Raw genomic sequence first — 13,408 nt, 5'->3', positions numbered from 1 at the left:
GATCAAAACACGGCATAGAGCAGAACGAAGAACGTCGCTGCCAAAAGGTCAAAGGCCACGCAGAATGGTATATACCAGTTCGGAATCCGGGCGAGACGATAAGAATTGTGGTGTGACATGTCCCAAAGGGCGTGCAGGGCCAAGCCCAAGGGGAGGAAGGCCCAATGCCATATCAGCCCCAGGAAGGCTGCCGAGCCGAACAAAAGGGCCACGGCGAGCTCTGCCCAGAACACGCGCGCTCTGCCGTCCGCGGCGCCAAAGCCGATATAGGCACCGCCAATCAAAGCAAGCGTGATCGAAGCAAGAGCTATCGAGCTCTTTTCATCCAAAAACAAGTGAGCCGGCATTGAGAGCAAGACAATCAACACGCCAACCCATACGGGAAATTTCAAGATATCCCCGTGTCGATGGTGCGATAAGTGATCGCCTGTCTTTTTGAAAATCTGTGCCATGGCTTGGTACCTAGGGATTCCAGCAACTGGAAGGTCAAGGGTTATTCATCCACGCGCGCAACGCGGCGCTCACTCAACCGTTCCACGGGGAGGTCAAAGGACCGATATCAGGACGCATTTGACGCTGACGCCCGGTTCATGTCCGACGCGCGTGGCGATTTTCAGTCATCTTTCGCCTTCTGCCAGACTTGCTGGCAGGCTGAGTAAAGAAACGTCGCTGACCAGGTCAGCAACATGAAGCCCAAAAGCGATTGCAGCATCAGCAACAGTCGAAAGGGCCCGACCACCTCTATGGACGAATAGCCAAGGGTCGAGAACGAGATGCCCGTAACATAGAGAACATCCTGAAACATCGGCGGGCTGTTGCTGAACGATTGCGGCAGAACGCTTGCCACCACCATCGTGTTGAACACGGCGAGCGTCACAAGTTCCAATACGTGCAGCAACAGCAACGCGGAAAACGTCAGGATGATCCGAAAGCCGGAGCCATCCGACCGCTGCGGGGAAAACTTCAGAATGCCCGACAACGCATAATGATGGACAATTCCCATCAGGATCGCCGCGCATATTCCGACAAACATGGCCATCAACTCGGTCATACCCCCAAACCCGTCTTCCTATTCAAACAGGTCAATCTGACCATACATCAGGCTTTTTAGCACAACTGGACCGATTGATTCTTCACAGGTCAGGCCAACGCGGGGGGCAACCCGTTCAGGGCGACATCCACCGGAACGGTCGGCAAGTTCGATGCGATCCAGCCAGGCCCTTCGCCTGATCCCAACATCCCTTCCGAGATATCGGCGTAGCCCGAATAACCAGCTTGTCTTAACGCTCGAAGCAGCGATGCGGAGCGTCCGCCAGTGGCGCAGATCAGTCCAACGGTGCGATCACCGCTCAGTTCCTTCGCCCTGAACAATCGGTCCGGAAAACCGGACGCGTGCATGCTTATCGGCCATACACCAGCACCTACGCCGGTTTCTTGCCACTCTTCGCGCGTTCTGACATCGATGATCCGCGCCGTATCCGATAGAAGCGCGTCAAAGGCATTCTCTGCCGACCAGACAGATCGGCTCTGCGCCAGCAGCGGTGACGCCGTGACGGTCAGCACCGTCATATGAGCACCCAGAATGAAACGGCGCCGGTTCAAATCAAGAGCCATATTCGAAAACCTCATCCTTTGATCGGTTGCGATCCCAAAGGTCACATAACATGCCAGCAACGCTACCCGGGAGCACGACACGGTGCAGGCACAGATTTGTATCCATCTGTAGCAAGGGACTGACCTGATACAAATGGCTACAATTCTGCCCATGAAACACGATGCAACGATGATTTAGGAAAGACACCATGGGACCGCCACCTCATATCCTTATCGTGGATGACCACGCACAAATACGTGAAAGCGTCGCGCGCTTTCTGGAGAAGAACGGAATGCGCACGACCGTCGCCAGGGATGCCGTGGAGATGGATGCCAAGCTGGCCACCGGTCACTTCGACCTGCTCGTGCTCGATGTCATGATGCCGGGCGAGGACGGTTTGTCGGTTTGCCGCAGACTTGCGCCAGAAGGTGATCTTCCGATCATCATGCTAACGGCGCTTGGTGAGGAAACGGATCGGATCGTGGGGCTGGAAATCGGTGCGGACGATTATCTCGCCAAGCCATTCAATCCACGAGAACTGCTCGCCCGCATCAAGTCGGTTCTTCGGAGAAGCAACCGCGACGAACCCGTGGCCGGAACCCTGGCTGGGAGGAAGATTTGTTTTGCGCACTGGATACTGGATACCGACCGGCAGGTGCTGATTGACGAGGCCGCAACCGAAACGCCATTGACGACCTCCGAGTTCAAATTGCTGGCGGTCCTGCTGGAACGCGCGAGGATGGTGCTCAGCCGTGACCAGTTGCTTGACCTGACCGCTGGTCGGACGGCAGGCCCGATGGATCGCACCATCGACAATCAGATCAGCCGCCTCCGTCGCAAAATCGAGCCGGATGTATTGCGACCGAGTGTCATCAAGACTGTGCGGAACGGCGGATACTGCCTGGCTGCCGATGTCGAGGATGCGCCGTGATGCGCCGTGCGATGAGATCTCTGAGCGGCCAGTTGATCCTGCTTGTGGTCGCGGCACTTGTCGTGGCCCAGGCGATCAGCCTGTTCCTGTTCGCTGACGAGCGCAGCCTGGCCATCCGTGCTGCTTTGGGGTTCGAGGCTGCTGGACGCGCAGCGAATGTGGCGCGGTTGATCGAAGAGGCCCCGTTGGACCTGCAGAATTCCATCCTTCGCGCGGCAAATTCACCACTTATCCGGTTTGATCTGTCAGACGCTCCGAGTGTGGAACACACCAGTCATTCGCATGGCGACCTTGTTGAAGGGCGTATCCGTGCGCTAATGGACGATAGCTACAGCCGCGATATTCGCGTTGAACTGCACGAGATCGAGGGCGAATTGAGGCCCTTGCCCAATCTTTCTGACGAAATGACGGAAATGCATCTCGCGATGATGCGCGGAGAGTTGACAGCGGTTGAAATGAACCTGTCGATCGCCATTAAGGGAGCGCGTTGGCTGAATGTCGGAACGCGGTTCGAGCGTCCACCAATCCAATGGCCTTTCTATTCGATGCTGACCTTTGGAATTTCCGCCGGACTGCTTTTGGTGGCGATTTTCTGGTTTGTCATGACGCGCCTGACGCGTCCTTTGCGGCACCTGTCGAAGGCCTCGGACCATCTTGGCCGGGGCGAGGATGTGCCTGAATTGACCGTCGCAGGGCCGACCGAGGTCAGGGATCTGACCGTCGCCTTCAACCGCATGCAACGACGGCTGACCCGGTTTGTCAGTGATCGGACACGGATGCTCGCAGCGCTTGGTCACGATTTACGCTCGCCGTTGACTGCTATGCGTGTCCGCGCGGAGCTGGTTGACGAAGAAGAGACGCGGGACAGCCTCATCGCATCGGTCGAAGAGATGCAGAGTATGGTCGAAGCGACGCTCACCTTTGCACGGGGCCTTACCGGATCAGAAGGCTCCGAAGTGGTCGATCTGCGCAATTTTCTGGACAGCTTGTGCAGCGATATGGCGGCACACTGCACCTTTGCCCCGAGTGATGATGTTGCCGTGCGGCTTCGACCCAACGCGTTCCGAAGGGCACTGAGGAACTTGCTTGAGAACGCCGTTCGCTACGGTGGTGCCGCAAAAGTCAGCTGGGCGACCCACGGTTCGAACCTCGTACTCAACATCGATGACAATGGGCCCGGCATTCCCGTCGACCAGTTGGAAAAGGTCTTCGATCCCTTCTATCGCCTCGAGCAATCGAGGTCTCTGGAAACGGGCGGTTATGGGCTTGGGCTCTCAATCGCGAGGACAATCGTCCAATCCCATGGCGGCGATATCCAGCTGGTCAACCATAACAGCGCGGGTTTGCGCGCTATTGTCACCATCCCACTGGATGAAAGCGAACTAATCGAAGGAGAAACAGATGAAACTGAAAACGCTCATTCCAACGTTGCTGGCCAGCTTGCCCGCCAGCATGGCGCGAGCTGATGGTCCAGGCTCCTGGACAGGTCACATATGGGGCGGAGGCTATGGCTTTATGGGCGGCTTCATGATGCTCGCCTTCTGGGGCGCCGTGATCGCATTGATCGTGTTTCTGGTACTCAGGCTGCGGGACAATGGCACCCGTCCCCCGGACTCGGACGCGCAGGAAGCGCTCCGGCGCCGCTTTGCGAATGGGGAAATCGACGAAGAAGAGTTCCGTCACCGCAAAGCAACGCTCGACGAATAGACCCCGCCGCGGACGCCAAAGCCGTCCGACGCGACGCCCACCGACACTGGATAGGAAAGAACGCCATGTTCCCGGAAATTGGTCACTTCGCACTGGCCCTCGCGCTGGTCCTCGCACTTGTTCAAAGCGTTCTGCCGATTGCAGGTGCATCGCGTGGAAACGCCGTCTGGATGAAATCCGCCCAGGCGACGGCAATAGGACAAGTGCTGTTTGTGGCCATAGCCTTCGCAGCGCTGATGCAGGCCTTCATCGCCAGCGACTTCACCGTCAGGAACGTCGTCGAGAATTCCCATTCGCTCAAGCCGATGCTCTACAAGGTGGCCGGGACCTGGGGCAGCCATGAGGGTTCGCTGCTGCTCTGGATCCTGATACTCGCGGTGTTCGGCGCGGGCGTCGCCTGGTTCGGATCGAACATCCCCGCCGAGACCAAGGCGCGCACCTTGTCGGTGCAGGCGTGGATCAGCGTCGGCTTCCTGTCCTTCCTGCTGCTGACGTCGAACCCCTTCGAGCGGGTGTTTCCGCCGCCGCTCGACGGCAATGACCTCAACCCGTTGCTTCAGGACATGGGTCTCGCCATGCACCCGCCGCTTTTGTATTTCGGGTATGTCGGCTTCTCCATCGTATTTTCCTTTGCCGTTGCGGCTCTTCTGGAAGGGCGCGTCGATCCAGCCTGGGCCAGATGGGTCCGCCCGTGGACATTGGCCGCGTGGGTCAGCCTTACGGCAGGTATCGCTCTTGGATCTTGGTGGGCCTATTATGAACTGGGCTGGGGCGGCTGGTGGTTCTGGGACCCGGTCGAGAACGTGAGCTTCATGCCCTGGCTTCTGGGCACGGCGCTGCTGCATTCCGCCATCGTCACCGAAAAGCGCGACGCGTTCAAAAGCTGGACCATCCTGCTTGCCATCCTGACTTTCTCGCTTTCACTTCTCGGCACGTTCATTGTCCGATCCGGCCTGCTTACCTCCGTGCATGCCTTCGCCGTCGATCCAGAGCGCGGGCTTTACATTCTGGGTCTGCTGGCCGTGTCCATCGGTGGGTCGCTGGCGCTCTACGCCTGGCGGGCGCCCGAAATGGAGCCGGGTGGTCTGTTTCGCCCGATCAGCCGCGAAGCCGGGCTGCTCGTGAACAACCTCATTCTGGCCGCCGCTACGGGAACGGTCCTGTTCGGGACGCTTTATCCGCTGATCCTCGAAGCTGTCACCGGGGACAAGATCTCGGTGGGTCCACCTTTCTTCAACGCGGCCTTCATTCCGATGATGCTGGCGCTGGTCGTGTTCATGGGTCTTGGTCCATTCCTGTCGTGGAAGCGGGCTGATATCGCCGGTTTGCTCGATCGCATTCGGTTCGTGGCCGTGCTGGCGGTCATCGCAGCTTTGGCCGCATGGTATCTTCTGAACGGTGGGCCGATCATGGCCTATCTTGCCATCCTCGGTGCAGCGTGGCTGCTTTTTGCAACCCTACGGGAATGGGCGCTACGCATCCGCCTGTTCGAGGTTCCCCTTGCGGAGAGCGCGAGACGCGCGCGCAACCTCCCACGTGCGTCACACGGCATGACGCTTGCCCATGCCGGGGTCGCCGTTTTGATGATGGGGATGATCGGCTCGACCGGATGGAAAAGTGAGGAGATCGTCTTTGCCGGCCCCGGGACCGAAGTCACGATCGCCGGGTTCGACATCACCTTCGAAGGGGCCGCAAAGGTTCAAGGGCCGAACTACATCGCGGATCGCGGCACCCTTGTGGTGCGTCGGGATGGCGAACTGGTCACGAAGCTGTTCCCGGAACGGCGGTATTACCCGGTCGCGGAAAGTCAGACGACGGAGTCGGCCATCCGGTCCACATTGGCGGGTGATCTCTATACGTCGATTGCAACGCCGGCCTCCGATCAAGTGAACAACGCCGGAGCCTGGACCCTTCGGATCCTCTATGAACCGCTCGTCAACCTGATCTGGATCAGCTCGATCTTGCTGGTGATCGGTGGCTGTTTGTCCTTGTCGGATCGCCGTTTGAGGGTCGGGGCGCCGCGCCGCGCCAAACAGCCAGCCAGCGATGCTGTTCCTGCGGAGTAGGAGAGAAGATGAAACGTCTCACTGCCGGGCTGCCGTTTATTGCGGCGGTCATATTCGGGGGGTTTTTTCTCTGGGGGCTCAATCCCGACCGGGATCCCAATGAGATCCCTTCCGTCCTGATCTCGCAACCGGCCCCGGCGTTCGATCTCGATCCCGTGCCGGGGTTGGAGACACCCGGCCTGGCCCGAAGCGATCTTGTCGGCAACGAACGACCGGTCGTGGTCAATGTCTTTGCGTCCTGGTGCGTGCCCTGCCGCGCGGAACATGCCGTGTTGACACGCTTTGTCGAACGCGGGGGCATGCGGTTGTTCGGCATCAACTACAAAGACAAACCAGAGGATGCCGTGAAGTGGCTCAATGACCTCGGCAATCCCTACGAGCGGATCGGGTCCGACCTGTCGGGCCGCACCGGGATCGAATGGGGCCTGTCAGGCGTGCCGGAAACCTTCATCGTCGATGGCGGTGGTACCGTTTTGTTTCGCTATGTCGGGCCGGTCGTCGGTCCGGACGCCGTCGAACGGTTCACGCAAGCCCTGAAGCAAGCAGGCGCACTGCCAAATGGAGCAGCATTATGAGACAGTTGATTTTCGCGTTTTGCATCGGGCTCTTTCCCTTTGCCGCCAATGCGGTCGAACCGGACGAAATGCTGAGCGACCCGGTATTGGAACAGCGTGCGCGGGAGATTTCCAAGGATCTACGATGCGTCGTCTGTCAAAACCAGGACATCGACAGCTCGAACGCGGGTGTGGCGCGGGACTTGCGTCTGCTCGTACGCGAGCGACTGGTCACCGGAGACGCTGACACCGAGGTGATCGAATACATTCGGGCGCGGTACGGGGATTACGTGCTGCTGAAGCCGCCTCTGGAGCCTGCGACCTACGCGCTTTGGTTTGCGCCGATCGCTTTCGTCCTCATCGGGGTTTTCGTTGGTGGTGGGGTACTGATGAGTCGGCGAAAGCAAGAGGCATTTGAAGATTTGGGCTCGGAGGATGAAAACACCGTGTCCGAAATTCTCAGACGAAACGAAGCGGGGGATGCGTCATGATCTGGGGTATTTTCGGTCTTCTGACGCTGCTCGCAGTCGGAATTGTCCTCTACCCGCTGCTGCTGTCCAAATCGAACACTCTCACCAGAGGAGATGCGGTACCGGCGATCCTTGCCGATCAGATGCGGGAAATTCAACGAGACATGGACCGCGGTTTGATTTCTGAACAGGAAGCTCAAGCAGCCAGACTCGAAATCAAGAAACGGATCCTCGCGACGACCCGCAATTCGGGAGAAAAAACCGGATCATCCCGCAATGGCGGCAGAGTCACTCTCGTTGTCGCGGCGGTCCTCGCGCCGGTTATTGCCGCGGGCTACTATCTGACAATGGGATCGCCTGAGGTGCCTTCAATGGCCTTCGCTGCCCGTGCAGAGGAGCGCGCACAGACTGATGAAGTGACGGCGCTTGCAATACAACTTCGCGAAAGGCTTGTATCCGATCCGACCGGCGGCCCCAGCGAAGGGTGGATGCTGTTGGGCCAGACCTATCAGCGCATGGGCAGAACAGTTGATGCTGTCGAAGCATTTGAAGTTGTCGCCAAACGGGAGGATGCCACCTCCGCGACATTCTCTATGCTGGCGGAGGCTGTCGCGGTTGCCAATGATGGCGTTGTTATTCCACGGGCGAAATTGGCCATTGATCGCGCTTTGGAACTTGACCCATCCAATCCTGCGGCAACCTATTTCGAGTCTCTCTACCATCTTCAAAAAGAAGAGACGCGTAAGGCCTACGATCTGCTCGTTTCCCGGCTGAACCAGGAAAAGACGTTCGTGCCCTGGATGGAAACATACGTTTTGCAGATCAACCGGATTGCAGCGGCCGCCGACCTCCCGGTCGTCGATCTACCCAGCGGGCCGACATCACAACCCGGCCCGAGTGCGGCAGATGTTGCGGCGGCGTCAGAGATGAATGACGCGGACCGCGCGGAGTTCATCCGCTCGATGGTCTCGCGGCTGGCTGGGCGTCTTGAGGATGAACCGGAAGATCTGGATGGTTGGATGCGGCTGGCAAACGCCTATACCGTCCTTCAGGAGCAGGATCGCGCCATTGAGGCCTACCGTAAGGCTGAAGCGCTGTTGGAGCAGCAGCCCGCCAATGATCCTCGGCGTGCGGCGGTCCGCGCTGCGCTCGAGCGGCTCGGCGGCTGACTGCTGGTCGGTGTCCCGCCCGGGCAGATCACTCCTGTCCGGCAACCTTTGCGGAAACATCTCGACCGCTGGCTTGCGCCAAGGCGTCCATCACGTCTTCGGTCGTAAGCAATTCGGACAGCACAATGCCGTTTGGTGCCGACGGTCCATAGACGGCATTGAAAGGGATGCCATATCTGCCGAAACTCTCAAGGTAACGGGAAATGCGCGCGTCCGGGCGTGTCCAATCTGCCTGCATCGGCGTGACGCCTGGCGCGTCCAGCGTACTGCGGACCGGCTCCCGGTCGATGACAAGTGTCTTGTTCGCTTTGCAAGTCAGGCACCAGTCAGCTGTTACATCGACAAAGACGACCTCTCCTGCGGACACGCGTTTCGCTATGTCCGAACGGTCAAATGCGACCCAAGCCAACGCCGATTGCGACCCTGCACGGGCAGGCGCTGATTGCTGCAGGAGAGGACCCGCGGCAAGAGCCAGAACAAGACTGGCCGTGGCAATAGACCATCTGAATTGGGACTGCACATTCGGGAGGGACAAGATCAGAACGGCGAGACCGGAAGACGCCGCGACCGCGATGACGGAGGCCAGCCCGGCGACACCGTCGAGCACCCAGAACAGCCAAACGGCGGTTGCAAGCAGCAAGATCCCCATCAAGCTCTTGACGATCAGCATCCACCGGCCAGGTTTGGGCATGAACGCGACCAGACGCGGGAACGCGGCGATGACGAGATAGGGCAGGGCGAGGCCGAGCCCGAGGCTCGTAAAGACGATGAGAATGTCCACGCCACGCCCGGCCAAAGCAAAGGCCACCGCGGTGCCGAGGAACGGTGCCGAACAAGGCGTCGCCATGACGGCACCGAACATGCCGGTGAAAAAGTCGGCGGAATATCCGCTCCGCCCTCCGGTATCTGCAAGCCTTGTCTGCATGCCTTGTGGAAGGGCGAACTCGAACGCTCCGAACAGATTTGCCGAAAAGATGAGCAGGGCTGCGATCATCACCGCAAGAAATAGCGGACTTTGAAATTGCAGCCCCCACCCGACGCTGAGCCCTGCCGTCTGGAGCGCCCAAAGGATGAGCGCCAGACCCCACATGAACGTCATGATGCCAGCGGCGGCTGCGACGAAACCGAACCGGACACGGGTTGTGTCGTGATCTGTGTGTTTGAGCACAGACGACACCTTGATGGACAGCACCGGCAGCACGCAGGGCATCACGTTCAGGATCAATCCACCCAGCAGCGCGATCACGGCAATCCAGAGCAGTTCCATCATGTCCGGTGTCGTGGCGGCCAGTTCGAAGGGCGGTGCCGTACGTCGCGCCACGCGATCCGCAATCACGGTGAAGGCCCGGTTCTCGCCATCGGTGACGGTAATCGACGGCGCCACCGTCACATCCGTATTCGACGAGAGGATCGGCAAGCGCGCCCAAAGCAAATGATCCTCTTCTCCCAAACGTATATCGGGTTTGCCAAGCGCAACACCGATACCCAGTTCGGGAAACACATCCGGCGACTGGAGTGGTTCATCGACGCGCAGATTGACGATCAACTCCGTGAGGTCTTCGTCGATGAAGGCATTTGCCTCGCTGACGCCACCCGCCTCGGCTCCTTCGGGGACGCGCTCGGAAAACGTGCCAATCAGCCCAGCCGCAGTGCTGTCGATGTCGTTGCCGCGTCCGAGGCGAAGTGACAGGTCAAACTCTTCCGGGACACAGACATTGGAGCACACCAGCAGTTTGACTTGCGCGGAAAGAGTCACAGGTGCGCCGGGATCTTTGAGCGTTATGCGCAGCGGAAAGACGACTTCACCCGCATAACCAAAATTTTCGATGCCGAAGGCGGTGAAGCGTGTCGGGGAAGGCCACATGAATTCGACATCTGCGACGTTTTCGGAACCGCTCCATTCGACCGAAGGCGGTATTCCCACCTCTCCTGGCGACCGCCAATAGGTCTTCCAGTTTTCGTTCAGTTGGAGATGAAGTCCGGCGGAAAGAGTCTGCGTGTTCTTGGAAACACCGTCCTGTGCCGTGATGAGATGCGCCTTCAGCGGAGAGCTTTGATACGCGGCTGATGTCTCCGCCGAGCCACTGCCAGAGGAAAGCGCCAGGATCAGTGCGGGCAAAATCAGAACCCGGCGCAGTGTCGACAGGGTTTTCGCCAAGGATCCGCTTCCTTCCCTTAAAGCCGGCTCGGGTTGAATCTGCACCCGGAACTTTGTCTCAAAGACCGCCGACGGCAAAGCCTTGTCGACCATCAGAACAAACAACACGCGCTACGTCGGCAGAGGACGAGGATATCAACCGACACCCGTCGGGGAGGATGATCGATGCCTGCTTGGTGGAAACGATGACCTCCCGCTCGGGACAGTCTTCAAGACTTGCGGCGCATCCGCCAAGCGTTGTAATCGTCAGCAACCATGCGCTTGCTCGCATTTTCCCGCGCAAATTATCGCCTGTTGCGTGCAACCACGGGAATCGCAGAAGGCACGGACACGGGTGTTTCTTCGATACTGCCTTTCTCTTCGTTCGAATGGCACGACTTTCCCATAAATTTGTGCATCACGAGATGCGCACCGACGCAAAGCAGGAGTGGGGCGAAAGCCGCTGCATTGCCCCACATGCCCGCCAATGTGCCGCCGGCAAGAAAAAATCCCGCAATGGGCAGCAGCATGACGACGCAACACGCCATCATTCCGTAATGCATGAGCCTGTCCGTGATCGGCTTTTTTCTGTGGTTTTGGTGGTCCATGACACCCTCATTGTCTCGTTCTTCGCGCCATTTGCGACCCTCCAGCAGGGTAAGGTCAAGGATACAAATGGATACACTTCTCGCGGCCTTGTCAGGTTGCCTGATGCCGGGTCTCCCGTAAAAGAGATGCAACAAACCCGAGGCTAGGAGTGTGTCATGACGACATTGCGAAACAAAAAGATCAATCGACGAAGCCTATTGGGGTATGCGGCTGTCGCTTTGGCTGCACCAAGCGTGGTTCGAGCCGAAACCATTCGCCGCAACATTTCTTCTTTCCGAGTTCATGACTGGCAAGACCACTTCGACGCACTCGGAAAGGGGATCATCATCTCCGATACCGTGACGAAGTCGCTCCAGCATTGGACATCAGATGGCGAGATGCGGATCTACCCAACTTCCGTTCCGCTGACCGACGAACTCACCAAACGCGGTTACACCGAAGTGGTGGAAAAACGCAAAAACCCCAGTTGGGCGCCAACGCCCTCCATGCGGGAACGCAATCCGGAATGGCCGGCTCGTGTCGAGGGGGGTGATCCGGACAACCCCTTGGGCACTCGTGCACTGTACCTGTCGTGGCAGTACTACCGTATTCACGGGACACAGGATACGCGCAAGATCGGCCGTCGGTCGTCAAACGGCTGCATCGGTTTGTTCAACAAACAAATCGAGGAGGTCTATGAGCGCATGCCTGTCGGCACTCAGGTCAAACTCATCTGACACAACGGGCAAGACGGAAGACACAAGCATGGATAAATTGACCGCACTTATCGCAGCCGTAGTTATAGCTGGCGGGGGAGTTGCAACTTGGCAGTTCATTTCTGCGGAAGATACAGCGATGGGTCATTCCATGACGCCTCCTGACACGAGTAAGATAGAAGCAGGCGACCCAATCGTTCAGGTCCAACTGCCGGCAGAATTCTCGGAGCAAGCCACGATTGGGAAAACCATATTCGAGGCTAAGTGTTCCGAGTGCCATGGAGCAAACGCAGCGGGACAAAACGGGATTGCCCCGCCTCTTGTGCACAAGATTTACGAGCCAAGCCACCATTCAGACATGGCCTTTGTTCTGGCCGCTCAAAATGGCGTGCGTGCGCATCACTGGAAATTCGGTAATATGCCAAGGATCGAAGGACTGACACAAGGAGACGTCAAGATGGTTGCCGCCTATGTCCGCGAACTACAGCGGGCCAACGGGATTGACTGATGCGTTGGTCGAAGACAAACCGATGGATTCTGTCGATCGTTTTCGGCCTTTTCCAAGTGGTTCTCGGAGTGCCTGAGGCGCCAGCGTTTCATGGTGAAGCGTCCTTGGCGCAAGAATTTCACGCTCACGAAGATGTAGGGTCATCGACGAACGAGGCCTCTGGCCACTGTCATCCGGGACTCGATTGTTCTGTCACGGCTGTGGTGTTTCTCCAGCCAAACGTGGTTTACGAGCCTCAGTTGCTGACGGCTGTCATGCAAGACGCCGCGACCCAACTAACAGAGTTGCGCTCCACCAGCGATCCTCCACCGCCACGACGGTGGGTCTGATTTCACATCGCTCGAAAAGCAGACCCAAAGAAGGATCCAAGACATGAAGAAGACAACTATCACAGCGGCAGTGTTGATTGCAGGAACCGCGGTTGCGGCATTTGCGCATAGCGGTGCCACGGGCATCGTAAAGGAACGCATGGATGCCATGGCCGCCATGGGAAAGGCAGTCAAAACCGTAGCCCCGATGATGCGGGGTGAAACGGCCTATGACGCAGAAACAGTGGGCGATGCAGCGCGCCTGTTCCAGCAGCACGCCGGCGAGAGCATGACAAAGCTGTTCCCGGAGGGCACGGGGGGCATGCCCTCGGAAGCCAAAGACGAGGTGTGGACCGATTGGGACCGCTTCGCAGCATTGGCAAGTCAGCTGGAGGAATACTCTGAGGGCCTGGAACGCGCAGCCGACAATGGGTTAGGCGGCATGGGTGGCAATACCTCCACGGATGGCGCCTCGATGATGGGCGGCGGATCCATGATGGGAAGCGATACAACCATGATGGGCGGGAGCGCGATGATGGGCAGAGGCGGCATGATGGATGCCGCCGCCATTTCCGAAATGCCCGCCGACGCGGCATTCGCGATGACGACCCAGGTCTGTTCCGCATGCCATGAACGCTTCCGGGCGGAAGAAGACTAACC

The 13,408-nt window shown here is 58.5% G+C and carries 15 protein-coding genes; 10 read left to right on the top strand and 5 right to left on the bottom strand.

Annotation, left to right across the window (positions count from 1 at the left end):
- Positions 1 to 2 precede the first annotated feature (2 nt).
- From THS5294_RS10415 to THS5294_RS10405, 3 genes are all read right to left on the bottom strand, one after another.
- Positions 3 to 452 (bottom strand): DUF6010 family protein, encoded by a 450-nt coding sequence (locus tag THS5294_RS10415; protein ID WP_024099407.1) that lies wholly within the window; start codon positions 450 to 452, stop codon positions 3 to 5.
- A gap of 161 nt (positions 453 to 613) precedes the next feature.
- The gene (locus tag THS5294_RS10410) at positions 614 to 1,051 is read right to left on the bottom strand and encodes an ion channel (RefSeq protein WP_040104431.1); all 438 of its coding nucleotides are present in this window, start codon (positions 1,049 to 1,051) and stop codon (positions 614 to 616) included.
- 89 nt (positions 1,052 to 1,140) lie between these two features.
- Complete coding sequence (locus THS5294_RS10405) at positions 1,141 to 1,614, bottom strand: rhodanese-like domain-containing protein (protein WP_024099405.1); 474 nt, start codon at positions 1,612 to 1,614, stop codon at positions 1,141 to 1,143.
- Positions 1,615 to 1,802: 188 nt separating this feature from the next.
- Here THS5294_RS10405 and THS5294_RS10400 point away from each other — a divergent pair, with 188 nt between their 5' ends.
- The 7 genes from THS5294_RS10400 to ccmI all read left to right on the top strand — a co-directional run bounded on the left by THS5294_RS10400 (position 1,803) and on the right by ccmI (position 8,491).
- Positions 1,803 to 2,525: a response regulator gene (locus THS5294_RS10400; protein WP_058123704.1), complete on the top strand. Its 723-nt coding sequence runs from the start codon at positions 1,803 to 1,805 to the stop codon at positions 2,523 to 2,525.
- Positions 2,525 to 3,991 carry an ATP-binding protein gene (locus THS5294_RS10395; RefSeq protein WP_058123703.1) on the top strand — a complete coding sequence of 489 codons (1,467 nt, stop codon included), beginning with the start codon at positions 2,525 to 2,527 and terminating at the stop codon, positions 3,989 to 3,991. The genes THS5294_RS10400 and THS5294_RS10395 overlap by 1 nt, the downstream gene beginning before the upstream one ends.
- Complete coding sequence (locus tag THS5294_RS18600) at positions 3,927 to 4,232, top strand: SHOCT domain-containing protein (protein ID WP_233486461.1); 306 nt, start codon at positions 3,927 to 3,929, stop codon at positions 4,230 to 4,232. Before THS5294_RS10395 ends, THS5294_RS18600 begins: the two co-directional genes overlap by 65 nt.
- A 65-nt stretch (positions 4,233 to 4,297) precedes the next feature.
- Positions 4,298 to 6,298 (top strand): heme lyase CcmF/NrfE family subunit, encoded by a 2,001-nt coding sequence (locus THS5294_RS10385; protein ID WP_058123702.1) that lies wholly within the window; start codon positions 4,298 to 4,300, stop codon positions 6,296 to 6,298.
- Positions 6,299 to 6,306: 8 nt separating this feature from the next.
- Positions 6,307 to 6,873, top strand: coding sequence for a DsbE family thiol:disulfide interchange protein (locus THS5294_RS10380; protein WP_024099401.1), 567 nt, complete (start codon positions 6,307 to 6,309; stop codon positions 6,871 to 6,873).
- Positions 6,870 to 7,343 carry a cytochrome c-type biogenesis protein gene (locus THS5294_RS10375; RefSeq protein ID WP_024099400.1) on the top strand — a complete coding sequence of 158 codons (474 nt, stop codon included), beginning with the start codon at positions 6,870 to 6,872 and terminating at the stop codon, positions 7,341 to 7,343. Before THS5294_RS10380 ends, THS5294_RS10375 begins: the two co-directional genes overlap by 4 nt.
- Positions 7,340 to 8,491: a c-type cytochrome biogenesis protein CcmI gene (ccmI, locus tag THS5294_RS10370; protein ID WP_024099399.1), complete on the top strand. Its 1,152-nt coding sequence runs from the start codon at positions 7,340 to 7,342 to the stop codon at positions 8,489 to 8,491. The genes THS5294_RS10375 and ccmI overlap by 4 nt, the downstream gene beginning before the upstream one ends.
- A 28-nt stretch (positions 8,492 to 8,519) precedes the next feature.
- Here ccmI and THS5294_RS10365 read toward each other — a convergent pair whose 3' ends face one another.
- Entirely contained in the window at positions 8,520 to 10,754 is a 2,235-nt protein-coding gene (locus THS5294_RS10365; protein ID WP_233486460.1) for a protein-disulfide reductase DsbD family protein, read from the bottom strand.
- A gap of 179 nt (positions 10,755 to 10,933) precedes the next feature.
- On the bottom strand, positions 10,934 to 11,236 hold the full coding sequence (locus tag THS5294_RS10360; protein WP_058123700.1) for a DUF2933 domain-containing protein: 303 nt from the start codon (positions 11,234 to 11,236) through the stop codon (positions 10,934 to 10,936).
- Positions 11,237 to 11,392: 156 nt separating this feature from the next.
- Between THS5294_RS10360 and THS5294_RS10355 the strand changes: the two genes are divergently transcribed.
- The 3 genes from THS5294_RS10355 to THS5294_RS10340 all read left to right on the top strand — a co-directional run bounded on the left by THS5294_RS10355 (position 11,393) and on the right by THS5294_RS10340 (position 13,406).
- The gene (locus THS5294_RS10355; protein ID WP_058123699.1) at positions 11,393 to 11,953 is read left to right on the top strand and encodes a L,D-transpeptidase; all 561 of its coding nucleotides are present in this window, start codon (positions 11,393 to 11,395) and stop codon (positions 11,951 to 11,953) included.
- A gap of 28 nt (positions 11,954 to 11,981) precedes the next feature.
- Positions 11,982 to 12,440: a c-type cytochrome gene (locus THS5294_RS10350; RefSeq protein WP_058123698.1), complete on the top strand. Its 459-nt coding sequence runs from the start codon at positions 11,982 to 11,984 to the stop codon at positions 12,438 to 12,440.
- 372 nt (positions 12,441 to 12,812) lie between these two features.
- Positions 12,813 to 13,406, top strand: coding sequence for a c-type cytochrome (locus tag THS5294_RS10340; protein ID WP_058123696.1), 594 nt, complete (start codon positions 12,813 to 12,815; stop codon positions 13,404 to 13,406).
- The last annotated feature ends 2 nt before the right edge of the window (positions 13,407 to 13,408 follow it).

It is taken from the genome of Thalassobacter stenotrophicus, assembly GCF_001458315.1.
GTDB classification, from domain to species: domain Bacteria; phylum Pseudomonadota; class Alphaproteobacteria; order Rhodobacterales; family Rhodobacteraceae; genus Thalassobacter; species Thalassobacter stenotrophicus.
Note: the sequence above shows the minus strand (reverse complement) of the source record. Positions and strands in the feature narration are given on the sequence as shown.

Excerpts from the sequence above, each read along its gene's own strand:
- THS5294_RS10415 (WP_024099407.1), bottom strand. The coding sequence starts at position 452 with ATGGCACAGATTTTCAAAAAGACAGGCGATCACTTATCGCACCATCGA.
- THS5294_RS10410 (WP_040104431.1), bottom strand. The coding sequence starts at position 1,051 with ATGACCGAGTTGATGGCCATGTTTGTCGGAATATGCGCGGCGATCCTG.
- THS5294_RS10405 (WP_024099405.1), bottom strand. The coding sequence starts at position 1,614 with ATGGCTCTTGATTTGAACCGGCGCCGTTTCATTCTGGGTGCTCATATG.
- THS5294_RS10400 (WP_058123704.1), top strand. The coding sequence starts at position 1,803 with ATGGGACCGCCACCTCATATCCTTATCGTGGATGACCACGCACAAATA.
- THS5294_RS10395 (WP_058123703.1), top strand. The coding sequence starts at position 2,525 with ATGCGCCGTGCGATGAGATCTCTGAGCGGCCAGTTGATCCTGCTTGTG.
- THS5294_RS18600 (WP_233486461.1), top strand. The coding sequence starts at position 3,927 with ATGAAACTGAAAACGCTCATTCCAACGTTGCTGGCCAGCTTGCCCGCC.
- THS5294_RS10385 (WP_058123702.1), top strand. The coding sequence starts at position 4,298 with ATGTTCCCGGAAATTGGTCACTTCGCACTGGCCCTCGCGCTGGTCCTC.
- THS5294_RS10380 (WP_024099401.1), top strand. The coding sequence starts at position 6,307 with ATGAAACGTCTCACTGCCGGGCTGCCGTTTATTGCGGCGGTCATATTC.
- THS5294_RS10375 (WP_024099400.1), top strand. The coding sequence starts at position 6,870 with ATGAGACAGTTGATTTTCGCGTTTTGCATCGGGCTCTTTCCCTTTGCC.
- ccmI (WP_024099399.1), top strand. The coding sequence starts at position 7,340 with ATGATCTGGGGTATTTTCGGTCTTCTGACGCTGCTCGCAGTCGGAATT.
- THS5294_RS10360 (WP_058123700.1), bottom strand. The coding sequence starts at position 11,236 with ATGGACCACCAAAACCACAGAAAAAAGCCGATCACGGACAGGCTCATG.
- THS5294_RS10355 (WP_058123699.1), top strand. The coding sequence starts at position 11,393 with ATGACGACATTGCGAAACAAAAAGATCAATCGACGAAGCCTATTGGGG.
- THS5294_RS10350 (WP_058123698.1), top strand. The coding sequence starts at position 11,982 with ATGGATAAATTGACCGCACTTATCGCAGCCGTAGTTATAGCTGGCGGG.
- THS5294_RS10340 (WP_058123696.1), top strand. The coding sequence starts at position 12,813 with ATGAAGAAGACAACTATCACAGCGGCAGTGTTGATTGCAGGAACCGCG.